A 22,078-nucleotide genomic window follows, 5' to 3' on the forward strand; every position below is an offset into this window, starting at 1 on the left:
CTGAGTCGCTTTATTCTTTCAGTATTAGTCATCGATTTCCGCAAAGACTTGCGTTGCTTTCACAGCCTTCTTCCAGCCCTTATAGAGTTGTTCCTTGCGCGATTCATTCATGGATGGCTCAAAGAGGTCTCCTGTCTCGTTCAAGAGTTTCAACTCGTCCAAATCCTTCCAGTAACCCACTGCCAAACCAGCTAGGAAAGCCGCACCTAGGGCAGTTGTTTCCAAATTTTTGGCGCGTGCGATGTCGATTCCTAAGATGTCAGCCTGGAACTGCATGAGGAAATTGTTCATGGCTGCACCACCATCCACTTTCAAGACCTGGATAGCTGTCTGCGCATCCACTTGCATCGTGTCGATGATATCACGTACTTGATAAGCGATAGATTGCAAGGTTGCCTTGATAAAGTCTTCTTTGCTTGTCCCACGAGTCAAGCCAAAGACAGATCCTCGCGCGTTTTGGTTCCAGTATGGTGCTCCTAGACCTGTAAAGGCAGGTACGACATAAACTTCGTCGTTGTTGTGAGAATTGAGAGCATATTTTTCAGACTCTGGTGAATTTTCCACCATACGAAGACCATCACGAAGCCACTGAATGGCACTTCCAGCAATGAAGATAGAACCTTCCAAAGCATAATAAACCTTGCCGTTAATTCCATAACCAATCGTTGTCAAAAGGTTATTTTCAGACAACTGCATCTCTTCACCAGTGTTCATAATGATGAAAGAACCTGTTCCATAAGTATTTTTGACCATACCAGGCTCAAAAGCCAACTGACCAAAGAGTGCTGCTTGTTGGTCACCAGCCATACCAGAGATTGGCACTTCTCCACCGTAGAAATGGAATGGAGCAGTCTTACCATAGATTTCAGAGTTAGAACGAACTTCTGGAAGCATGGCCTTAGGAATATTGAGGATTTCCAAAATCTCATTATCCCATTTAAGATCCTTGATGTTATAGAGCATGGTACGAGCTGCGTTTGAGTAGTCGGTCACGTGAGCTGCGCCGTCAGTCAATTTCCAAACCAGCCAAGTATCAATGGTACCAAAGAGCAATTCACCCTTTTCAGCTCGCTCTTGAGCACCTTCTACATGGTCCAAAATCCAACGAACCTTGGTAGCAGAGAAGTAAGCATCGATGATCAAACCAGTCTTTTCATGGAATTTTTCCACATAACCTTGGCTTTTTAGTTGTTCAGCCAGAGGTGCTGTCTGGCGTGATTGCCAAACGATAGCATTATAGATAGGGAGCCCTGTTTTCTTATCCCAGACGACAGTAGTTTCACGTTGGTTGGTAATCCCGATTGCCTCGATTTGACTTGGTTTCACACCGCTTTCGATGAAAGCACCCGCAATAACTGACTGAACCGAGTTCCAAATTTCATTGGCATTGTGCTCTACCCAACCTGCTTGAGGGAAAATCTGAGTGAACTCTTTTTGACTAGAGCTGACTTTTTCTCCTTTTTTATTAAAGATGATGGCGCGAGAACTAGTAGTTCCTTGGTCAATAGCCATGATGTATTTTTCTTGTGACATGTGCTGTCCTCCTGATAAAATCTTGAGGGGGTTCCTCTTTACAGTAACTAGTATACAAAATAAAGCGCTTTCTTGTTTATCAATTTTTTTAAAATTTTTAAAAAAAGTGAGGAGATTGTGCGAATTTCACAAAAAAGACCTGAAAATTCAGGTCTTTTAGGCAAATAGCATCTGACGAATCGTAGCTAAATCTTCCATGTCCAAATCATTTTTCAAATAGTAGATAGGTGTTTGTTCTTTCTTATGGATAGGGTTGTTGGTAATTAACAAATCATAATGTCGACTGGGGTCATAGGCTTCAATAGTGATGAAACGATTGTACTCCAAATACCGTTTTAAAAGGGCCGACATTCTCGAAAAGACAAGGAAGCCTGCTGTTAGATCTAGCCCTATTCTCAGATGCTTGCCTATATTTTCTGCCATATACTCCATCAACTGAAGCCATTCCCAGAGGATTTTCTTATCCAGATCCGTCCCCTGATGAAAGGCTGGCAAGGAAGTAAAAATCACCTGAGCAATATCTCGAAAGTCATGTTCCATCAGCAAATAGGGATGGCGATTCTCCGTCTGGTATCTGTACTGATCTTGTAAAATATAGCCCTTGTATAGATAAACTTGACCACAGAGCTGACTGAGTTCATAGGTGACATGGTCCTCTGTGTAGTCCCCCAGCAACTCTTCCTTCTTCATCTCTTGAATCAATTGCGTCAGCAAATCGGCTAATTGCCCTCCAAAACCAAGGATATATTCCATAGTATGAAGGGGCAAGATACGATGGGAAAGGAGAAATGAAAAGAATATCATCATCTCACCATCCTCAGTTCCTAGAGGGATGTGTTGCCCAGCAAAAAAGGACGGAGCCTTTCTCAGCAAACGAAGATAGAAAATATTGTCAAAATACCCTCGCATTTTTTCTTCTATAACCTGAAATTGACAGGCGTTAACCCGAAGGCGCTGTTGACTGATATGAGTCCAGAGAACCAAGTCTAATTTCTGACCCGAAGACAAGCTAGCACCGCAGATTTCTTCTAGGGTAGCAATATCCTGCTTTCTCTCCGCTTTCTGCATATGACTTTCCCACTCCTGACTGGACCAGACCTTGCGGAAAAGACAGAAATAAAAGTAACGAATCTGATGCTCCGAACCTCGCCAACGGCCATTTTGGATGGATAAGTCAAACTCTGACAAAATATGATTCAAGCTAGATAAATGGCGACCAAGCGTGGCCTCGCTAATCATCAATTCTTGAGCCAACTGATGAGCTAGAAACTGTTGGTGATAGAGAAGGTACACTAAAATTTGGTATTTAATGGCATTTTCTAGAAATAAGCTCCGAATCTCTCTCCCCTTTGTGGCAGTACCGACAGACAGACGCAGGCTTTCATCATCCAAGTGGATGGTCAGCTCTAACCCTCTTTCTAAGGCATTTTCGTTAATCAGAGAGATGTACTTGGTTAGAGTCGCCTTTGAAAAGCCTGTTTCTTCCATGGCTTCCTTGACGGTTGTCTGCGAATCTTGTAACAGAAAGGAAAGGACTAAAAATTGACCAGATTCGGCTTTTTCCATCAAATCACCTAAATACATTTGTTACCCCTTTCATTTTCTCCTACAAGCATAGCATAAATCTTACGAATGCTGAAATAATCTGTTTCTCATTTTATTTTAAAGCTGATTTCCTCGTCATTATTCCTCAGAAACAGCAAACACACAACTCCCCCTTTGGGCATTTTTATGCTAAAATAGTAGCTATGGATAAAATTATTAAAACTATATCAGAAAGCGGAGCCTTTCGTGCTTTTGTCCTTGATAGCACAGAAACCGTCCGCACTGCTCAAGAAAAACATCAAACCCAAGCCAGTTCAACCGTCGCACTTGGTCGAACTCTTATCGCTAGCCAGATTCTCGCAGCCAATGAAAAAGGAAATACCAAGCTAACGATTAAAGTTCTGGGAACGAGCTCTCTCGGTGCCATCATCACAGTCGCAGATACCAAGGGCAACGTCAAAGGCTACGTTCAAAATCCAGGTGTTGACATCAAAAAGACTGCAACTGGTGAAGTCCTTGTCGGTCCTTTTGTCGGCAATGGTCAATTTCTCGTTATCACAGACTATGGTACTGGAAATCCTTACAACTCCATGACTCCTATCATCTCTGGAGAAATCGGTGAAGACTTGGCCTACTACCTGACTGAAAGCCAACAAACCCCTTCAGCAGTCGGCCTCAATGTTCTTTTAGACAAAGACGACAAGGTCGAAGTTGCCGGTGGTTTTCTTCTCCAAGTCTTGCCAGGGGCCAAGGAAGAAGAGATTGCTCGCTTTGAGAAACGCATCCAAGAAATGCCAGCTATCTCGACACTTCTTGAAAGCGACGACCATATCGAAGCCCTTCTCAAGGCCATCTACGGTGACGAGGCTTACAAACGCCTATCTGAAGAAGAAATCCGTTTCCAATGTGACTGTAGCAAAGACCGTTTTATGAACGCTCTTGCCAGCCTTCCAAGTTCAGACCTTGAAGAAATGAAAGAGGAAGACCACGGGGCAGAAATCACTTGTCAATTCTGCCAAACGACTTACAACTTTGATGAAAACGACCTGGAGGAACTCATTCGTGACAAATCTTAATACACCTTTTATGATTGGCAATGTTGAGATTCCCAATCGTACTGTTTTAGCACCCATGGCTGGCGTGACCAACTCAGCCTTTCGTACCATCGCAAAAGAGCTCGGAGCTGGACTCGTTGTCATGGAAATGGTCTCTGATAAGGGAATCCAATACAATAACGAAAAAACCCTGCACATGCTTCATATCGATGAAGGAGAAAACCCGGTTTCTATCCAACTTTTTGGTAGCGATGAAGATAGCCTCGCACGCGCAGCAGAATTCATACAAGAAAACACCAAGACCGATATCGTCGATATCAACATGGGCTGCCCAGTTAACAAAATCGTGAAGAACGAAGCTGGTGCTATGTGGCTCAAGGACCCAGATAAGATCTACTCTATTATCAACAAGGTCCAATCTGTCCTTGATATCCCCCTCACCGTCAAAATGCGCACTGGCTGGTCTGACCCATCTCTTGCAGTAGAAAATGCCCTCGCTGCTGAAGCAGCAGGTGTTTCTGCCCTCGCCATGCATGGCCGTACCCGTGAACAAATGTATACAGGTCACGCAGACCTCGAGACCCTTCACAAGGTTGCTCAAGCATTGACCAAGATTCCCTTCATCGCAAACGGTGATATCCGTACTGTCCAAGAAGCCAAGCAACGCATAGAAGAAGTCGGTGCTGACGCAGTCATGATTGGCCGTGCTGCCATGGGAAATCCTTACCTCTTCAACCAAATCAACCATTACTTTGAAACAGGAGAAATTCTCCCTGATTTGACCTTTGAAGACAAGATGAAAATTGCTTACGAACATTTGAAACGCTTGATTAACCTCAAAGGGGAAAACGTCGCAGTTCGTGAATTCCGTGGACTCGCTCCTCACTACCTTCGGGGAACATCTGGTGCAGCCAAACTTCGTGGAGCCATTTCCCAAGCTAGCACCCTGGCAGAGATTGAAGCTCTATTGCAATTAGATAAAGCTTAATACACAAAAAACCGTAACTCACTTGAAGTTTACGGTTTTTTTATCCTAGGAAATCCTAGATACTATTATTGAATCAAGGCAACGCTTGAAACTTTACCATCCGCACCTGTTGTAATTTGGATGATTTTTCCTCCACCGATTTTGGCATTATACTTGCCATCATCAAGAGTGTAAGAGTAACCTCTAATAGAATAGTTTTCTTTCTTTCCATCTGCAGTTTCTACTGTAAATTGTCCCCCTGATGAAACCGTAATCGTTTCGCCATTCGCGCCCTTCCAGTTACCTGCAGCAGCTGAGAAATCACCATCTACCATGGTTAAAACTCCCTTATAGCGTTTGTTGTGTTCAGCTTGCTTGTCCTGAAGTTTGCGGTCAGTTGTTGGATCATAGCCTGACTGGTTAGTATGGGCTTGAGAACCTTGCTGAGTTGACGGAGCCTGAGAAGGGGCTGGTTGACTAGGAGCTGCTTGTTCCTGTCTTGATTCAGGGGCTGGTTTCGCTTGTGACTGATCTGCTGTTGTAGAAGACTGATCAGAAGATGCTTGAGCTTTTTCAGATGAAGCTGAGCTCGAAGATTTTTGAGTCTTGCTTTCTTTGTTAGAAGAAGCTGCTTTAGAACTTGATGATTGGCTTGTCTTTGCAGAGCTGCTGCTTTGAGTGGTTTCGTTTTTATTTCCACAAGCTCCCAGTAGCAAGGTAGAAGCCAATACAGTCGCTGCCATCAATTTGATATAGGTTTTCTTTTTCATTTTCCTACTCCTTTGTAACATTTTTGAAATGTTAAGAAATCTTTTTGTAATATAATTGTAACATTGAGCTTTGAATCTGTCAACTATTTAGAGAAACTATTTTAAAAAATTTCTCTCTACTATTTTTATTCGCAATCGAAACGAAAAAATAGAAATTTTTTTAGATAAGAGTCCTATTTTTTACATCACCTTTGTGTAATCGCCTGTATCTTTTTAGATAAAGGGCTTCAATACTATTGAAATAGGATAAAAGTATCTAATAACAGCAAACAAAGAGGTCGAGATTTTGATCCCGACCTCTTTATTTCAATCGATAGGTTTTTCTTGGTTTCTTTTTAGGAACTCGTTTGAGTCCGACTTCTTCTACATATTCGCCGTATTTTACGAGAAAGTTATTGCTGACGATGGGGCGACCGGGGTTGATGAGATTGACTAGCTCAGTTCCTTCGTAAACGGTGAACTCCTCCTCCAGCAGATAGAGGAAGGTCGGATTCCAGTCAAGACGGCCTTGGATTCGTTTGATAGATTCTTGGATAATGGCATAATGGTCAAAGGCGAAGGCTTGCTCCTCCAGCTCGACTCCATCTAGGTAGCATTTTCCTGTCTGAAAATCGACATCTACGAAAACGACATCCTTGGCATCGTCACCTGCCTGAACGAGGTCTAAGGCACGACTAGGTAGGTACACTAAGTGGGCAATGGTCACTGTCCAGCCCCGTGGATCACGACCGGGGGTCGATACCGTCATCAATTGCTCGATTTTCTCCAAAGGTAGATCGAGATTGACTTCTTCTCTCACCTCGCGCTGACAGGCATGTGCAGCATCTTCTCCCTTGTCCATAAAGCCTCCAACTAAGGCTAAACAGTTCTGATAAGGGTGGGCCTTGCGACGGATCAGCAGGAGCTTGATCTTTCCTTCGACAAAGCAGTAGGCTACCATATCCACTGTCACACTTGGTTTTTCATATTGAGGGAGTTCCTGCTTGTAGTACCAGTCTAAAAACTCCTCCTGACTGGCATGGATTTCATAATATTCTTTTTCCGTCATCCCGGCTGGAATCTTTATGTCTGCCATCTTATGCCTCCTTTCGAACTGCCTTGGTCCATTGGTACCAACCCACTAGACTGTTGAGTGTGTAAACCCAGTACATCCCTTGGATATGGATATTTTCACCCCACCAGAGGTAGATACTAAAGAGATTGGTTGCAATCCAGAAAATCCATTGCTCACGGTAGAGACGTGTCATCAAGAGCTGACCAACACCATTGGTCGCATCGGTAACACTATCACGGAAAGGGCGAGCGCTATTGATACTTTGGTAAGCCAAGCCCATACCAATCCAGATAATAGCAGTCAAGGCCAAGTACTTGAGCCAATCAAGAACAGATAATTTCTTAGCTTCAAAGTGGGATTCTTCTGGTTTTTCCTGTTCATTGATACGATTTGACAGCCAAGCATAGAGACCAATCGGCTGCATGACAAAGAAGTAAACGGTCGTCAAAACTTCTCCATAAAAAGTCGCGTTCATGGCCAAGATCAAGTAGATTGCCGAGTTAATAGCCCCAAAGAGATAATTGCTTGCACGCCCTTCTGCTACCAAGATAACACAGACAATCCCAGTCCAAGATGCAAACAAGCTCAGCCAGTCATGGCTTTCTGTATTTTGCGTGAACTCTAAGATCAAGGGAACACTTGACAGGGCGATGAGATACAACCACTGGAAAAGGCTACGGCCAACAAAGAGATCTTTCCATAGCAAGCGCATGATTCCTGCAAAACCGATCTTGCGGGCTTCTGAATGGACATTTTTAAAGTTTTCGATAAATTGTGTGATTTTTTTAGTTACTGTTTTCATCATTTTCTCCTAATCTGCTTGGTAAATGGCATCAATAGCCACTTTTGCTGCTTCATAATTGCCTAGATAATCCTCCGCTAGATAAACTAGTGGAATGGTGGTTAAGTATCGCTCCCTCATTTGGTCCAAATGCTGGGAAAAACTGTAGCGAATGTGGTCTTCCGCCATGGTCATATCTCTAAACCCGTCATTGACATAGGAGCCAACAGGCTGCACAAAGAGAATCAAGTCCCATTTTTCCTTGGCCAAGATCGAAAGAAAGAGATTGTCAAAGGTTTCTCCTGATAAATCCTCTTGGTCCTCAGTCTCCATGTAATAGTCATAGTAGCCCTTGGTTACCAAGGAGTTGGTATCGGCTATCACTAGGCCTCGATTGGCATTGCTGTCGATTAACTTGGAGGTCTGGTCATACTGTCCCAACAGGAGATAGTAGTAATCCTTTGGAGTCAATTCATCGTCGCGGACATTGTTTTTTATCTGGTACTCACGCGCGTATTCCAGACTAACGGGCGCATCGTAATACCTTGCCAAATCCTTGGCCAGAGTGGTCTTCCCATTGCTAGCACTTCCCATAATCAAGACTTTCTTAGTAAACTGACGACGGAAGGGTTGTGCGATGTATTTCCAATATTTGCTTGGATTTTCTCGAATCATAGTCGCTGAGATACCAAACTTTCTTTCTTGCAAGACGGTCTCAAAGCCACGTTTAGCTAATTCTTGCTGGTAGTCTGCTTCTCCTACAAAGAAGATCAGTTCTTGCTGGGCTTCATCGTAGGAAATCTCCGATAACATCTGGTCCAACCACTCCTGCCAGCCCATAGGGTAAAGGGGAAGGTTGGTCTCATCCAGTTTGCAGACAGAGGTCAACTCGTCATCCCGAAAAGCCTCTCGGATATAGCGAAATCGTTTTTGGAGACTTAAACCTACCTGCTCGCCTCGGTCTCCCTCGTAGCCTAAAACGACTACCCAGACCTGGTCACACTGACGCTTCGCTCGCTGGATCAGATCGATATGACCCTGATGAAGAGGGGCAAAGGTCCCAAATACCACTGCTGTTTTCTTTTTCATAAACATTTTACCTTTTTATAATTTTTGATATTTTTGTTTTCTGTGTTTTTATTATATACTATATTTTTATTTTGTCAATAGATTTTTATTATTTTTTATAAAAACATTGCGAAAAAAAGAATCAGGATTCCTCCTGATTCTCATTTTTTAAGCAATATCAAATTTTAATTGACCAGCTTTGACACCAATTTTGAGAGTCTTACCTGCTACCAGTTCTCCCTTAAGGAGGAGTTCTGCTAGCTTGTCTTCCACTTCTGTTTGCAGGGTTCTGCGAAGTGGACGGGCTCCCATTTCTGGATTGTAACCGTGACTAGCTAGTAACTTCAGGGCTGAAGCTTGCAGTTTCAAATCGATGCCCTTCTCTGCCAGGCTAGCAATCAATGGTTTAACCATGATCTTGACAATTTTCTGCATGTGTTCGCTATCCAAACTGTGGAAGACCACCTTTTCATCAATACGGTTGATAAACTCTGGTCGATAAGCTTTTTTCAACTCTTCGAAGATTCGTTTTTCCATATTTTCCTGGTCAAAACGAATGTTCTTGGCCCCAAAGCCGACTGTCTTGTCATCACGAAGGGCTGTCGCACCGAGGTTTGACGTCATGATGATAATGGTATTTGAAAAGTCGACCTTGCGCCCCTTGCTGTCTGTTAGAAGTCCATCATCCAAGACTTGCAAGAGGACATTAAAGATGTCTGGGTGGGCCTTCTCTACCTCGTCAAAGAGAAGCACTGAGTAAGGTTTATTGCGAACCTTCTCGGTCAACTCCCCACCTTCTTCGTAGCCCACATAGCCCGGAGGGGCACCGTTGAGACGGCTGGCTGCGAATTTCTCCATATACTCACTCATATCAAAGCGGATAAGAGCTGATTCGTCGTCAAAAAGAACTTCTGCCAAAGCCTTGGCCAATTCGGTCTTACCGACACCCGTCGGTCCTAGGAACATAAAGGAACCAATCGGACGCTTGTGACTGCGAATACCTGACTGGTTGCGGCGAATGGCACGGCTAATACTTGAAACAGCTTTATCTTGACCGATGACACGTTTGTGCAGTTCTGCTTCCAAATTCAGGTATTTCTTGGCATCAGTCTGAGTCAGTTTTTGAACTGGGATCCCTGACAAGCGGCTCAAGGTGGACAAAATATCAGATTCTGTCACCAAGTCTTTATAGGCAGGGACTTCCTGCTCTTTTGCGATTAGTTGGCCTGCTTGTTTCCACTTACCATCCATCAAGGCCTTGTCAGCTGGACTCAAGTCGGATTCGTCTGCTTTCACATGCTTGGATTTGTTTTGCACTGTTGCTGCCGCTTCATCTAAAAGGTCGATAGCAGAGTCTGGCAAGTGACGACTGGTCAGGTAACGATGCGCCATCTTAACTGCTGTTTCGACAGCTTCATCTGTGATTTGCACACGGTGGTGTTTCTCATAGGTGGCCTTCAAACCTTGCAAAATAGTCATGCTATCAGCTAAACTTGGCTCTTCAATCGTCACTTTGGCAAAACGACGAGAAAGGGCAGCATCTTTTTCGATGTGTTTTTGGTATTCTTCCTGAGTGGTTGCACCAACTGTTCTCAGAGTTCCGCGAGCTAAAGCTGGCTTCAAGATATTGGCTGCATCCAGAGTCGAATCAATACCGCTACCAGATCCCATGATGGTGTGGAGTTCATCGATAAAGAGGATTACTTTACCATCTTCCTCGATATCCTTGATGATATTGTTCATGCGCTCTTCAAAATCTCCACGGAAACGTGTCCCCGCAACAACATTCATCAAATCAAGCTCCAAAACGCGCATCTTGGCCATTTCCGCAGGTACATCCCCACTAGCAATACGCTGAGCAAGACCAAGTGCTAGAGCTGTTTTCCCGACACCAGCATCTCCAACCAAGACAGGATTGTTCTTGGTCTTCCGACTCAAAATCTGAATCATACGTGAGATTTCCTTGTCACGACCGATAACTGGCTCTAACTTGCCAGAACGCGCTTGCTCCGTCAGGTCATGCGTGTAGTCCTCTAGACCACCACTTGGATTCTGAGGCATACCCATCATATTGGCCATGGAATTTTGCTTATCAGAAACTGTGCGATGGCGTTGACGCAAAGCCTTGAGGTCTTCACGAGTCCAGCCAGCACGCTCTTCTAGATTGCGACGAAGAGCAGCAATTCTGACCTGATCTTTCTGATCTTCATAAGAAAAACCTGCTCTCTCCAAGATGCGAGTCGCCAAGGCATTGCCATCATGCAAAATCGCATAGAGGACATGCTCTGTCCCTAGCACCTTAGCATGGACCACTGAAGCCACATACTCTGCTTCTGCAAAGAGAACCTCCAAACGATGGGAAAAGGGCAATTCCGTAAAGGTTTCGTCTTGGCTATAGTCCGTTTCAGTCAGTTCCAACGCAACCTCTTCTAAACGGTCCATCTCGTATGGGTAATCATTTAGAGTCGCACCTGCCACACTGTAACTGTGATTGGACATGGCAATCAATAAATGCCAAGACTCTAGATATCGAGCTCCAAAATGGCCCGCAACCATGTAGGCACTTTCGATACATTCATTCAATGCTTTTGAATAGTTCATCTTACTTCTCTTTTCTATCTACCTCTTGTAATAGCTGTCGGAGCATATTGGCACGGACAACTGAGGATTCTTCCCCTAGGACACGATCTGTTGCTACTGAAGTCAGCAAGGTCATCTCCTGCTTGGTCATCAAGTCCTGCTCCACCAAAAGCTGGAGAATATCCTCATAAATCTCCTGACTAACTCGCTCACCAATCGAATAAAGCAAATCGCGGAGCATCTCGTGATGACTGGAAAATTCAATCCTACCTATGCGAATGTAGCCTCCACCACCTCGTTTACTCTCAACTAAGTAACCTCTACTTTCCGTAAAGCGTGTCTTGATGACATAGTTGATCTGACTCGGTACAACCTGAAAGGTATCTGCTAACTGGCTCCGCTGCAATTCCACGATACCAGACTGGTCTAAAATCGCCTTGATATAGGCTTCGATATGATCTGATGTATTTTTAAATCTCATAGTAAATCAAACTCCTTCTTTGAACCTTGACTATCTTTGACTATTATACCGAAATTTTCTCATTTTTAAAAGAAAAAGGGCGCTGGTAAAGGATAATCTTCACCAACTCCCTATTTTTCTACTTATCTAAGCCCAATTCCGCTAAAATCTGGAGTTTAAAAGCAATTTTTTGGACTTCCTTGTCCTCACCTTCAGACCACTCTAGTTTAATTTCTGAGACAATCTGCCCAGGACGATTTTTCAAGATATAGATGCGGTCACTGAGATTGAGGGCCTCTTCGATACTGTGGGTAATAATCAAGGTTGTCAGTTGCAACTGTTTGTGAATCTCCAGATACCAAGCATGGAGCTCCATCTTGGTCATTTCATCCAAGGCGCTGAAAGCCTCATCCAAGAGAAAGAGCTTGTGTCCGAAAAGGTAGGTACGGAGCAAGGCCACACGTTGCCGCATCCCACCACTGAGTTCATGAGGATACTTGTCCCTTACGGCTGTCAACTGGAAGGTCGCAAGGATTTCATCCGCGCTAGCAATGGCTTCTGCCTTATCAACCTTTTGAATCAAGAGGGGCAGGATAATATTGCCAAGGACTGTCTTATGCTCCAAGAGTAAATCCTTTTGTAGCATATAACTCACGCGCCCCTTGAGATTCTCCTCTCCATCAAGGACAATTTTTCCTGACTGGACTTCTAAAATCCCTGCGATTAGATTAAAGAGAGTAGTCTTTCCAACACCACTTGGACCTAGGATAGAAACCACTTCACCTGAAGTCACTTGTAGGTTAATGTCCTCTAAAATCTTTTCATTGTCGTAGGCATAGCTTACATGTTCTAGTCTAATTTCTGTCATTATTTTACAAATTCGTTAGTGAATCCTTTATCAGTCAAGTCTTCCTTGAGGATACCATTTTCTTTATCCCATTTGTAGAAGGCATTCCAGCGATCAGCATCAAATTGTCCCCATTTTTCCTTGTTGCTAGCATACTCTTTTGACAAGTATTTTTGAGATTCGATGACGAAATCACGTTTTTCCTTGAGTTCTGGGGCATTCTTGATCAGGATATCAGCCGCTTCTTCTGGGTGTTCCATGGCATATTGGTAGCCTTTTTTGATGGCTTGGATGACTTTACGAGCTTCTTCTTTATTGTCTTTCAAATAGTCGTTGTTTGCGATGATAACTGGTGAGTAGTAGTCAAACTCTTTCACATAGTCTTTCAAATACATGAAGTTAGCATCAACACCTTGCGATTTAGCAAGGATTCCATCCCAACCGTAGTAGATCCAAGCAGTATCAAAGACACCATTGGCAATCGGTGTAATCGAGTTTGAGTCGTTGTTCGGTACTTTTTCGACCTTCTCAAAGTCTCCTCCTTGAGATTCTACCAAGGTTTTCAACATAGCAAGCTCAGTCGGGTCATTCCAAGTTCCGTATTTCTTCCCAACCAAGTCTTTTGGACTGTTCACATTGTCAGATTTACGTGAGATGATTCCTGATGTATTATGCTCAACGATAGCGGCAACAGCAGTGATTCCTGCACCTTTTTCCAATTTCTTAGCCATGTAGTCTTGGAAATAGATAGCAAATGGTGCCTTGCCATTGATCACCAAGTCAGACGAGCTTTCTTCAGGTGGCAATTTCAAATCAACATCCACTCCAGCTTCTTTGAAATAACCTTTTTCCTTGGCAACATACAGTCCTGTGTGGTTGGTATTTGGTGTCCAGTCTAGGATAAAGTCAATCTTCTTAACTTCTGCTTCTTTGTTGTCCTTAGAAGCAATTCCTTGGCCACAAGCCACAAGCAATACAACTACAAATGCTGTTACAATCGTTAAAAACACTTTCCATGTCTTTTTCATTTTATTTCCTCTTTTCTTTTTCAAAAACGCTTCTTTTAAGTACGTTTCCATTTAATCACATATTTTTCACTGATATCGACCAGCTTCATCCCTAGAAGACTGATAATCGACACCAGAATAATAATGGCAAACATGGTATCATACTGAAACAGTTTCTTGGACTGAATCATGTAGACACCTAGTCCTTCAAAGCCTCCCAACCACTCAGATACCACTGTTGTGATAAAAGCATAGGAGACACTGACCCTCAGACCTGCATAAAAGTAAGGCAGACTGACAGGGATTTTAAAATGCCACAGGATTTGCCAAGGGTTTGCTCGCATCAGACTAAACAAAGTCAGCATATCCTTGTCACAATGCCTAAAACCGTCCAAGATACTAACAATGATAGGGAAGGTTGTCGTCAGGATAATCAAGACAATCTTGGGCAATATCCCATAGCCTAGCCACAAGACCAAGATAGGCGCTATGGCAATGGTCGGAATGGTCTGGATAACCACCATCATAGGGTAAATCAAGTCATTGAGCCAAGTCATACTATCCATAAGCACCGCCATGAGACAGGCAATCAAGACTCCTAAGACTAGTCCGAGTAAAGCCACTCTCAAGGTCGCCCAGCTATGGTGCCAGAGAAATTCTCTGTCACGAACAAAGGCCTGGAGAATTTCAAAGGGAGTTGGTAGGATAAACTTGGGTAAAAGTTTGAATATTCCTGCTAACTGCCAGATTGACAAGACTCCTAGAAAACCCAATAGACTAATGTGTCGTCTCAGTATACTTTTCAAGTTTGTCATCAATACTTAAAATCTCTCCTATATTTATTTTGACATTGGCAAAGACATTATCTGCCTCCTGCCCTGCCACTTCAAGAGCTTCTTTGAGAATGCGCATGAGCTCATCCAACTCCCCTTCTAAGACCGTTTCAAATGGTGTCACCACCATGGTCACAGACTGAGCTTGCAGATAAGCAATCACTTGATCGATAATAGCAATTCGATCAATCCCCTGTGATAGGGGCAAGACTTGCAAGGCAATGCTTGCTTTCATAAAAACCTCCTTTTCTCAGGTTTCCCTTTGACAAAAAGAAAACCTTTCCCATATATGGAAAAGGTGCAGAATTCGGCTAAGTATCGTTCCCTACGCTGGCATTACCCAGATCAGGTGCGGTCGAAGTTTAACACTTCCTCTCAGACTGTACACAGACTCCCATATCTTGTATGGACATATAGTAACGCAAATACAAGAAAAAGTCAAGGAAACTGCTTACAGAAAACTATGAAAAAGAGTTTGAAGGCAAATGCTTCAAACTCTATCTTAGCTTTCTTATTTAGCCTCGTACCAGGTTGCCCCTTCATTTTCATCTGCGATAAGGGGAACACTGAGCTGGATGGCTTCTTCCATGGTTTGTTTTACCAGTACTTTGACGGCTGCTAGTTCTGATTTCGGAACTTCAAGGACGATTTCATCATGCACTTGCAAGAGCATCTTGGTCTGATAACCACCCTCAACTAGAGCTTTGTCTAGCTGAATCATAGCAATTTTGAGAATATCTGCTGCCGATCCCTGGATAGGGGAGTTAATGGCTGTCCGCTCCGCAAAACCACGAATGTTAAAGTTGCGCGAATTGATATCTGGCAACTCGCGACGACGCTTGAAAAGGGTCTCTACATATCCCTTATCACGCGCCTCACGTACCACTTCTTCCATATAGTTTTTGATTCCAGGGAAACGTTCAAAATAGGTATCAATGTAGGCTTTGGCCTTCTTACGACTAATACCAAGATTGTTTGCCAAGCCAAAATCTGAAATCCCGTAAACCACTCCGAAATTAACCGCCTTGGCATTGCGACGGTCGTTTGGTGTCACATCCTCAGGACGTTCAATTCCAAAGACACGCATGGCTGTCGAGGTATGGATATCAGCTCCCTCTTGAAAGGCCTTGATTAAGTGCTCATCCTTAGAAATATGCGCCAAAACGCGCAACTCAATCTGTGAATAGTCCGAACTGAGTAGAACACTATCCTCCCACTCTGGCACAAAAGCCTTACGAATGAGGCGGCCTTGTTCCAAACGCACAGGGATATTTTGCAAGTTTGGATCCACACTAGACAGACGCCCTGTCTGAGTCAAATCCTGCACATAGCGCGTGTGAATCTTGCCATCATCCAAAATCCAGTCCTGCAAGCCAATCACATAGGTAGATTGAATCTTAGCAATCTGACGGTAGTCTAGAATTTTTTTAACAATCGGAGCAATAGGAGCTAAGCGCTCTAGCACATCCACAGCTGTCGAGTAACCTGTCTTGGTTTTCTTGGTGTATTCTAGAGGAAGACCGATCTTTTCAAAGAGAAGCGCGCCCAACTGCTTAGGCGAGTTGATATTAAACTCCTCACCAGCTAGCTCATAAATCTCCTGAGTTAGCTTTTCAATGACAAGCTCATTTTCAGCCTGCATCTCAAGCAAGGTCTCTTTCTTGACTGTAATTCCAGCGATTTCCATCTTGGCAAGGACAAAGGCCAGAGGTTGCTCCATGTCATAGAGAAGGTTTAACTGTCCATGTTCACTGAGCTTTTCAAGTAAAACAGGTTCGGTTTCAACCAATACAGCAACCTTGCGAGCTAGGTGTTCCAAGAATTTTTCCCGTTCAGGAAGTGCCTTCTTGACCCCCTTGCCGTAAAAGGTCTCATCATCGACTATGTAAGTCTGACCATAAAGACTCGAAATGGTTGAAATTTCATTATTCTCGACAGTAGAGAGAAGGTATTTGGCCAAGCGACTGTCAAAAGAAGGGGCCTGCAGGTTCAAGCCCAAGCGATTTAAAAGAACCTTAGCTTTCTTAAAGTCATACACTTTCAGAGGTGTTTTTTCTAGAAAATTCTTGAAAATCGGCTCCTGCAAGAGCTCAAGTTTATCTGTAGCGTAAAGTTTATCCCCACAAGACCAAGCAAAACCAACCAAATCATCCGTATGGTAATTTTCACCAAAGAGTTCAAAGTGAAAGATAGAGTCGGCACTCAGCATGTCTTGACTGACGTGGTCAACGATAGTGAAATTCAAGCTCTCAGGCGCATCCGTTGACGAAACATTTAGAGCTTGTTTGAGCTGTTTGAAGCCCATCTCATCGTAGAATTTCCCGAGATTTTCCACATCTGGGCCATTATAGACCAAATCATCTAGGCCAATCTCAATTGGTGCCTGAGTCTCAATGGTCGCCAAGGTTTTAGACAAAAAGGCTTGTTCCTTGTCATTGATGAGATTTTCCTTCATCTTAGAAGCCTTCATGCCATCGATATTTTCATAAATACCCTCTAGCGAACTGTGTTCTAGCAAGAGCTTGATGCCCGTCTTTTCACCGATTTTCGTGACACCAGGGATATTATCAGACTTATCCCCCATAAGAGCCTTAAGATCAATGAACTGAGCTGGTGTGAGGCCCATTTTTTCCATGAGGTAATCTGGTGTATAGGCCTCAAACTCAGCCACACCTTTCTTGGAAATCTCGACCACCGTATTCTCATCCGTCAACTGGATCAAGTCCTTGTCTCCGCTAACGATTGTTACATCAAAGGAATCCTTCTCAGCCAAACGGCCTAGGGTCCCGATGATATCATCCGCTTCATAATGGGCCAACTCATAATGACGAATCCCAAGATGGTCTAACAACTCACGAATGAAGGGAAATTGCTCACGAAACTCATCTGGAGTTTTAGCACGGCCCCCCTTGTAGTCTGCATACATCTCTGTTCGGAAAGTCGTCTTACCTGCATCAAAGGCTACCAAAACATGACTGGGCTCAACCCGCTCTAAGACATGATTCAACATGAGTTGAAAGCCATAGATTGCATTGGTATGAAGGCCATTAGCATTTTTAAAACGATCCAACTGCTGATAGAGCGCAAAAAAAGCTCGAAAAGCAACAGAAGATCCATCAATTAATAATAATTTTTTCTTGTCCATACACCCATTATAAAGGAAAGCAAGGAAAAATACCATCGGAAAGAGCTGAAAAACTTGGACTTATCCCTATTTCACCATAAAAAAGAAAAGGACTATTCAAATCCTTTTCTTGTATTGATTTCATGCGATTTATTTGTTCAATTTTCTCTTTGCAAATGGTAGCAAACCAAGAAGGAGACCAATAAATCCTAGCGATGCAACTGCTGAAGCATCTTGGCTTCCAGTATTTGGAAGGAGTTGCTCATCTGTTGCTGCAGGCGCTTTGTAGGTGCGATCTTGTTCAGTTCCAAGAGTCGGATTTGTAGCCAAAGGAGCTACACTGTCAGTGTATTCTGGAACTTCATATACTGCAGGTTCAATCTTTTCAGCATAGGCTGGAATAGTAGCCACTGCCGGAGCACCACTTTCTGCATAAACTGGAACATTTACTAGAGCTGGGGCGCCGCTTTCTGCATAAGGCAGAGCATTGTTTACTATTGGTGTACCACTTTCTCCGTAAGCTGGGACATTCGCTACTGCTGGAGCACCGCTTTCTGCATAGGCTGGAATAGTAGCCACTGCCGGAGCACCACTTTCTCCGTAAACTGGAACATTTGCTACGGCTGGAGCACCACTTTCGCCATAAGGCAGAGTGTTGTTTACTATTGGTGTTCCGCTTTCTCCGTAAGCTGGAACGTTCGCTACGACCGGAGCGCCACTTTCGCCATAGGCTGGGAGTTCATTGACAGCAGCTTCTACCGCATTTACACCTTTGTTGTATTCTGACAACTCTGCAGTTGCAGCTTCTACTGCGTTCACCCCTCCTTTAAAGTCTTCAATTTCAAGAACAGCTGACATGACACTACTTAGAGCCTTAATAGCATCCTCATAGTCTACTACAGCTTGTTGCAAGTCTTTTACTTAACTATTCTTGTCACCAGAAACTTGTAAACTTGATAATTGCACTTTAATCTTAGCAACTTGCTCTTCTAATTTACTTAGCTCAAGTTTTTTCGCATTACTATTTTCTTCCGCCGCTTCCTTGTCCGCTGCAGCGAGTTTAGCCTCTTCTTCTTTCTTAGCTTCTTCTGCTGCTTCCTTATCAGTGATAGTGGCATCTTTGTTGATGTCGTCAATGGTTGATTTTTCGATTTTTTCTAGGGTAGCGATTAAATCTGAGAGAACTTTAGCTGCATCAACCTGAGCCTCTTTATCAGCTTCGTCTAACTTAGCTTGGTCTTCATCTGTGAATTCTGATACAGGTTCAGCTACCGTTTTGTGCTCGCTCGTATCTGCTGGCCAGTCTACAATAACATCACCAATCTCCAGCTCCTCATCTGCGATAACCTTCAAGAGATCTTCTTTACCAATCTCTTCCTTAGCTGCCTTAACTACTGAAGACTGCGAAACGAGTACACTAGCACCCAATACAGCTGCACTTGCTAAACTTGTTAAAATAACTTTCTTCTTGTCCATTAGATGATGCCCTTTTTTAGTTTTTGATGTTATTATGTTACAATATCTAAAGAACGTCAACTAATCCGACATCAATTTTAAAATTTTATAAACAAGAAGAAAGCCTGTATGATGTTTAAGAAATACTTCCTATTCTTACCCCATCACTGTCGAGTCTGTAGCCATCAATAATCGTATTAACAGCTAAGGCTCCCGAAGCATCAACATAGTAATGTTGACTCGAGACTTGGAACCATTGACTAGCTTTCATCCGACCAGATTCCTCTAAGTAATACCAAGTTCCCTTGTCTTTAAGCCATCCCGTCTGCATCTCACCCGAAGCCTTTAGGTAATACCAGTAAGAGCCATCCTTAATCCAGCCAGTTGACATGGCCCCATTTTCTTTTAAATGATACCAATTGCCGTTAACTTTTTTCCATCCTGTCACTAGCTTACCATTCTCTCGGTAATACCAACTCCCTCCTTCTTTTTTCCAGCCTTTTTCTGTATTGCTTAACTCTGCATACTGCACATATCTTCTAGAACCACTGTAGGATAGATAACCGAGCCACTTATAACCATCCTTTTCAAGAACTTGATCATAACTCACACTCTCACCAGCGTAATAGTAGTCAATAACCTGTCCTGTGCTTGACGGTTGGTCCATAATAGGCGATTTCCCCGTGAACACTATTGTCCCACTAGACGGAAGCTCTGAGCTAAGAGCATTCTCACCCGCACTATGGCTAGCAGATAAATCCCTGAAATGAATAAAACCTGTCATCGAACTAGCCTTGACTTTTCGACGGTTATACTTTTCTCGAACCCCATAATTATACTCTTCGATCTCAATCGTATCACCTGATACATTTGATACCCAGGCCACGTGCCCATAATAACCTTCTGTCGACCAAGCAATAGCCCCAACTTCTGGCTTAGTATCCACACGGTAGCCTTCTCGCCTTGCGCGATGTCCCCATTCATTCGCATTTCCGTAGGCAGGAGGAATCTCAAAGCCATTTACACTACTCAAACGAAAGGCTGCAAAAGAGGTACACTGGCGAGAATACATCCGCCATTGATCGATTTCAACACTACCATTTTTGTAGTGAAGCGGATAGTCATCTCCACGCGCTACACTATCAGCCTGTACCGATTCCCCATCAAACAAAAAGGTACTCATAACGAACAAAGTAGCCAACCCTACACCCAACTGAGTATATCTACTCTTCTTAACTCCTGATTTAAAAAACGTCATTCATTCTCCTTAGTGATATAAATTTCCGAGGTTACCCTCGTTTATACTATTCGGGAGAAAAAGAAAAAAGTGAGCAAAGCTCACTTCATTTTATGATTCTTGGTCTAGATAGCGAATCAAGTTCTTTTCTGTCAAGATATCTGAGTAGGTGAAGGATTCAACATAGACATTGGCTTGTTTATCTCCTTCAACATCCCCAAATTCAACGATAAACAGAGATGGATAAACCTCAATTAGCTTACCCAATCGATTTTTTTGGCGCTTACGGCCATTCTCCAAAGTCATTTCAACGACTTGTCCCTCATGCGCCTTGATCTCTTCTTTGATTTTTTTCATCTTGGCTACATCTGTAAATGCATCTGACATTTTATGCCTCCCTCTTTGAGATACTTGAAAATTTATTGTATTCTTTTTGGAAAATCAATTCCACCGTTCCGCGAGCTCCACTACGGTTTTTCTCGATGATAACCTCTACCTTGTTATTTGGAATTCCTTCCTCTTCTTCACCCGCACGATCATAGTAGTCGTCACGGTATAGAAAGGCTACGATATCCGCATCCTGCTCGATAGAACCCGATTCACGAATATCAGACAAGACTGGTCTCTTATCCTGACGCTGTTCCACTCCACGAGATAACTGACTAAGAGCAATGACTGGAACTTTTAGCTCCTTAGCTAGAATTTTCAACTGACGAGAAATTTCAGAGACTTCTTGTTGGCGGTTCTCACGACCAGTACCTGTGATAAGCTGTAGGTAGTCGATCAAAATCAAGCCTAGATTGCCTGTTTCTTGAGCCAGTTTGCGTGAGCGCGAACGAATTTCCGTGATCCGAATCCCTGGTGTATCATCGATATAGATACTCGCGTTGGCTAGGTTCCCTTGAGCAATGGTATACTTTTGCCACTCCTCATCAGTCAATTGACCCGTACGGATAGAATGAGACTCCACCAAGCCTTCGGCCGCTAGCATCCGGTCTACTAGACTTTCCGCACCCATTTCCAGTGAAAAGATGGCTACCGTCTTGTCCAACTTGGTCCCGATGTTCTGCGCAATGTTCAAAGCAAAGGCCGTCTTACCAACCGCTGGACGAGCTGCTAGGATAATCAACTCCTCCTCGTGGAGACCTGTTGTCATATGGTCCAAATCACGGTAGCCTGTAGCAATACCAGTGATATCCGTAGTTTGTTGTGACCGAACTTCTAGGTTTCCAAAGTTGATATTTAGAATATCTCGGATGTTCTTGAACCCACTACGATTGGCGTTTTCGCTAACATCAATGAGTCCCTTTTCAGCCTGAGCAATGATTTCATCTGCAGGCTTAGAAGCCTCATAGGCTTGGTTGACAGACTCTGTCAATTTGGAAATCAAGCGACGTAGCATAGCCTTTTCAGCTACAATTTTAGCATAATATTCCGCATTAGCTGAAGTTGGTACAGAGTTGACAATTTCAACAAGGTAAGACAAGCCACCAATATTTTGCAGATCTCCTTGGCTATCCAAAATCGTCCGAACTGTTGTCGCATCAATCGCTTCTCCACGATCCGACAAATCTACCATCGCTTGGAAAATCAACCGATGAGCATACTTAAAGAAGTCACGAGAATCAATGTATTCTCGGACAAAAACGAGCTTACTCTCATCTATAAAAATAGCCCCCAGAACAGATTGTTCTGCCAAAATATCCTGAGGTTGAACTCGCAGTTCCTCTACTTCTGCCATCCGACTTTCCTTCCTTTTACA

Annotated in this window: 20 protein-coding genes and 1 riboswitch; of the genes, 2 read left to right on the forward strand and 18 right to left on the reverse strand. The window is 43.4% G+C overall.

What is annotated here, in order from left to right; translation table 11 throughout:
* Positions 1-24 precede the first annotated feature (24 nt).
* Together glpK and ACLV7H_RS09615 are read right to left on the reverse strand one after the other, a co-directional pair.
* The gene (gene glpK / locus ACLV7H_RS09610; RefSeq protein ID WP_411867034.1) at positions 25-1,533 is read right to left on the reverse strand and encodes a glycerol kinase GlpK; all 1,509 of its coding nucleotides are present in this window, start codon (positions 1,531-1,533) and stop codon (positions 25-27) included.
* Between the two features lie 156 nt (positions 1,534-1,689).
* Positions 1,690-3,117, reverse strand: a complete 1,428-nt coding sequence (locus tag ACLV7H_RS09615; protein ID WP_411867035.1) for a helix-turn-helix domain-containing protein — start codon at positions 3,115-3,117, stop codon at positions 1,690-1,692.
* 164 nt (positions 3,118-3,281) lie between these two features.
* On the opposite strand from ACLV7H_RS09615, the gene hslO reads away from it, so the two are divergent.
* Together hslO and dusB are read left to right on the forward strand one after the other, a co-directional pair.
* On the forward strand, positions 3,282-4,154 hold the full coding sequence (gene hslO, locus ACLV7H_RS09620; RefSeq protein ID WP_411867036.1) for an Hsp33 family molecular chaperone HslO: 873 nt from the start codon (positions 3,282-3,284) through the stop codon (positions 4,152-4,154).
* Positions 4,141-5,121 carry a tRNA dihydrouridine synthase DusB gene (gene dusB / locus ACLV7H_RS09625; protein WP_000183317.1) on the forward strand — a complete coding sequence of 327 codons (981 nt, stop codon included), beginning with the start codon at positions 4,141-4,143 and terminating at the stop codon, positions 5,119-5,121. The genes hslO and dusB overlap by 14 nt, the downstream gene beginning before the upstream one ends.
* A gap of 65 nt (positions 5,122-5,186) precedes the next feature.
* Here the strand turns inward: dusB and ACLV7H_RS09630 are convergent, their stop codons facing one another.
* The 16 genes from ACLV7H_RS09630 to dnaB all read right to left on the reverse strand — a co-directional run bounded on the left by ACLV7H_RS09630 (position 5,187) and on the right by dnaB (position 22,057).
* A complete protein-coding gene (locus tag ACLV7H_RS09630) occupies positions 5,187-5,870 on the reverse strand; it encodes a hypothetical protein (RefSeq protein WP_045592658.1) in 684 nt (227 codons plus the stop codon).
* 301 nt (positions 5,871-6,171) lie between these two features.
* Positions 6,172-6,945: an NUDIX domain-containing protein gene (locus tag ACLV7H_RS09635; protein WP_049490537.1), complete on the reverse strand. Its 774-nt coding sequence runs from the start codon at positions 6,943-6,945 to the stop codon at positions 6,172-6,174.
* 1 nt (position 6,946) lies between these two features.
* On the reverse strand, positions 6,947-7,726 hold the full coding sequence (gene pnuC / locus ACLV7H_RS09640; RefSeq protein WP_206283813.1) for a nicotinamide riboside transporter PnuC: 780 nt from the start codon (positions 7,724-7,726) through the stop codon (positions 6,947-6,949).
* 9 nt (positions 7,727-7,735) lie between these two features.
* Positions 7,736-8,794, reverse strand: coding sequence for an AAA family ATPase (locus ACLV7H_RS09645; protein ID WP_411867037.1), 1,059 nt, complete (start codon positions 8,792-8,794; stop codon positions 7,736-7,738).
* A gap of 147 nt (positions 8,795-8,941) precedes the next feature.
* Positions 8,942-11,374, reverse strand: coding sequence for an ATP-dependent Clp protease ATP-binding subunit (locus tag ACLV7H_RS09650; protein WP_045592646.1), 2,433 nt, complete (start codon positions 11,372-11,374; stop codon positions 8,942-8,944).
* Position 11,375: 1 nt separating this feature from the next.
* Positions 11,376-11,834 (reverse strand): CtsR family transcriptional regulator, encoded by a 459-nt coding sequence (locus ACLV7H_RS09655; RefSeq protein WP_001211263.1) that lies wholly within the window; start codon positions 11,832-11,834, stop codon positions 11,376-11,378.
* A 118-nt stretch (positions 11,835-11,952) separates the two neighbouring features.
* The gene (locus tag ACLV7H_RS09660) at positions 11,953-12,681 is read right to left on the reverse strand and encodes an ABC transporter ATP-binding protein (RefSeq protein ID WP_411867038.1); all 729 of its coding nucleotides are present in this window, start codon (positions 12,679-12,681) and stop codon (positions 11,953-11,955) included.
* Entirely contained in the window at positions 12,681-13,688 is a 1,008-nt protein-coding gene (locus ACLV7H_RS09665; RefSeq protein WP_411867039.1) for an ABC transporter substrate-binding protein, read from the reverse strand. Before ACLV7H_RS09665 ends, ACLV7H_RS09660 begins: the two co-directional genes overlap by 1 nt.
* A gap of 35 nt (positions 13,689-13,723) precedes the next feature.
* Positions 13,724-14,482 (reverse strand): ABC transporter permease, encoded by a 759-nt coding sequence (locus tag ACLV7H_RS09670; RefSeq protein WP_411867040.1) that lies wholly within the window; start codon positions 14,480-14,482, stop codon positions 13,724-13,726.
* Positions 14,445-14,735, reverse strand: coding sequence for an MTH1187 family thiamine-binding protein (locus ACLV7H_RS09675; protein WP_084922189.1), 291 nt, complete (start codon positions 14,733-14,735; stop codon positions 14,445-14,447). Before ACLV7H_RS09675 ends, ACLV7H_RS09670 begins: the two co-directional genes overlap by 38 nt.
* A gap of 70 nt (positions 14,736-14,805) precedes the next feature.
* Positions 14,806-14,908: riboswitch (TPP riboswitch) on the reverse strand.
* Between the two features lie 103 nt (positions 14,909-15,011).
* Positions 15,012-17,645 carry a DNA polymerase I gene (polA, locus tag ACLV7H_RS09680; RefSeq protein ID WP_411867041.1) on the reverse strand — a complete coding sequence of 878 codons (2,634 nt, stop codon included), beginning with the start codon at positions 17,643-17,645 and terminating at the stop codon, positions 15,012-15,014.
* Positions 17,646-17,774: 129 nt separating this feature from the next.
* Positions 17,775-18,536 carry an SIALI-17 repeat-containing surface protein gene (locus ACLV7H_RS09685; protein ID WP_236682223.1) on the reverse strand — a complete coding sequence of 254 codons (762 nt, stop codon included), beginning with the start codon at positions 18,534-18,536 and terminating at the stop codon, positions 17,775-17,777.
* A 9-nt stretch (positions 18,537-18,545) separates the two neighbouring features.
* Positions 18,546-19,100 (reverse strand): hypothetical protein, encoded by a 555-nt coding sequence (locus tag ACLV7H_RS09690; protein WP_236682222.1) that lies wholly within the window; start codon positions 19,098-19,100, stop codon positions 18,546-18,548.
* A gap of 115 nt (positions 19,101-19,215) precedes the next feature.
* Positions 19,216-20,337, reverse strand: coding sequence for a CHAP domain-containing protein (locus ACLV7H_RS09695; protein WP_411867042.1), 1,122 nt, complete (start codon positions 20,335-20,337; stop codon positions 19,216-19,218).
* 90 nt (positions 20,338-20,427) lie between these two features.
* Positions 20,428-20,703 carry a Veg family protein gene (locus ACLV7H_RS09700; protein WP_001278166.1) on the reverse strand — a complete coding sequence of 92 codons (276 nt, stop codon included), beginning with the start codon at positions 20,701-20,703 and terminating at the stop codon, positions 20,428-20,430.
* Between the two features lies 1 nt (position 20,704).
* Positions 20,705-22,057, reverse strand: coding sequence for a replicative DNA helicase (gene dnaB, locus ACLV7H_RS09705; protein ID WP_000852476.1), 1,353 nt, complete (start codon positions 22,055-22,057; stop codon positions 20,705-20,707).
* Positions 22,058-22,078: the final 21 nt, after the last annotated feature.

Source organism: Streptococcus oralis, from assembly GCF_965111685.1.
Classification (GTDB): Bacteria; Bacillota; Bacilli; order Lactobacillales; family Streptococcaceae; genus Streptococcus; species Streptococcus oralis_B.

Bases quoted from the DNA above. Each gene is read 5' to 3' on its own strand.
- ACLV7H_RS09660 (WP_411867038.1), bottom strand. From the start codon at position 12,681: ATGACAGAAATTAGACTAGAACATGTAAGCTATGCCTACGACAATGAA.
- ACLV7H_RS09665 (WP_411867039.1), bottom strand. From the start codon at position 13,688: ATGAAAAAGACATGGAAAGTGTTTTTAACGATTGTAACAGCATTTGTA.
- ACLV7H_RS09645 (WP_411867037.1), bottom strand. From the start codon at position 8,794: ATGAAAAAGAAAACAGCAGTGGTATTTGGGACCTTTGCCCCTCTTCAT.
- ACLV7H_RS09650 (WP_045592646.1), bottom strand. From the start codon at position 11,374: ATGAACTATTCAAAAGCATTGAATGAATGTATCGAAAGTGCCTACATG.
- glpK (WP_411867034.1), bottom strand. From the start codon at position 1,533: ATGTCACAAGAAAAATACATCATGGCTATTGACCAAGGAACTACTAGT.
- ACLV7H_RS09675 (WP_084922189.1), bottom strand. From the start codon at position 14,735: ATGAAAGCAAGCATTGCCTTGCAAGTCTTGCCCCTATCACAGGGGATT.
- hslO (WP_411867036.1), top strand. From the start codon at position 3,282: ATGGATAAAATTATTAAAACTATATCAGAAAGCGGAGCCTTTCGTGCT.
- ACLV7H_RS09655 (WP_001211263.1), bottom strand. From the start codon at position 11,834: ATGAGATTTAAAAATACATCAGATCATATCGAAGCCTATATCAAGGCG.
- pnuC (WP_206283813.1), bottom strand. From the start codon at position 7,726: ATGAAAACAGTAACTAAAAAAATCACACAATTTATCGAAAACTTTAAA.
- ACLV7H_RS09690 (WP_236682222.1), bottom strand. From the start codon at position 19,100: ATGGACAAGAAGAAAGTTATTTTAACAAGTTTAGCAAGTGCAGCTGTA.
- ACLV7H_RS09700 (WP_001278166.1), bottom strand. From the start codon at position 20,703: ATGTCAGATGCATTTACAGATGTAGCCAAGATGAAAAAAATCAAAGAA.
- ACLV7H_RS09670 (WP_411867040.1), bottom strand. From the start codon at position 14,482: ATGACAAACTTGAAAAGTATACTGAGACGACACATTAGTCTATTGGGT.
- polA (WP_411867041.1), bottom strand. From the start codon at position 17,645: ATGGACAAGAAAAAATTATTATTAATTGATGGATCTTCTGTTGCTTTT.
- ACLV7H_RS09635 (WP_049490537.1), bottom strand. From the start codon at position 6,945: ATGGCAGACATAAAGATTCCAGCCGGGATGACGGAAAAAGAATATTAT.
- ACLV7H_RS09630 (WP_045592658.1), bottom strand. From the start codon at position 5,870: ATGAAAAAGAAAACCTATATCAAATTGATGGCAGCGACTGTATTGGCT.
- ACLV7H_RS09695 (WP_411867042.1), bottom strand. From the start codon at position 20,337: ATGACGTTTTTTAAATCAGGAGTTAAGAAGAGTAGATATACTCAGTTG.
- dnaB (WP_000852476.1), bottom strand. From the start codon at position 22,057: ATGGCAGAAGTAGAGGAACTGCGAGTTCAACCTCAGGATATTTTGGCA.
- ACLV7H_RS09615 (WP_411867035.1), bottom strand. From the start codon at position 3,117: ATGTATTTAGGTGATTTGATGGAAAAAGCCGAATCTGGTCAATTTTTA.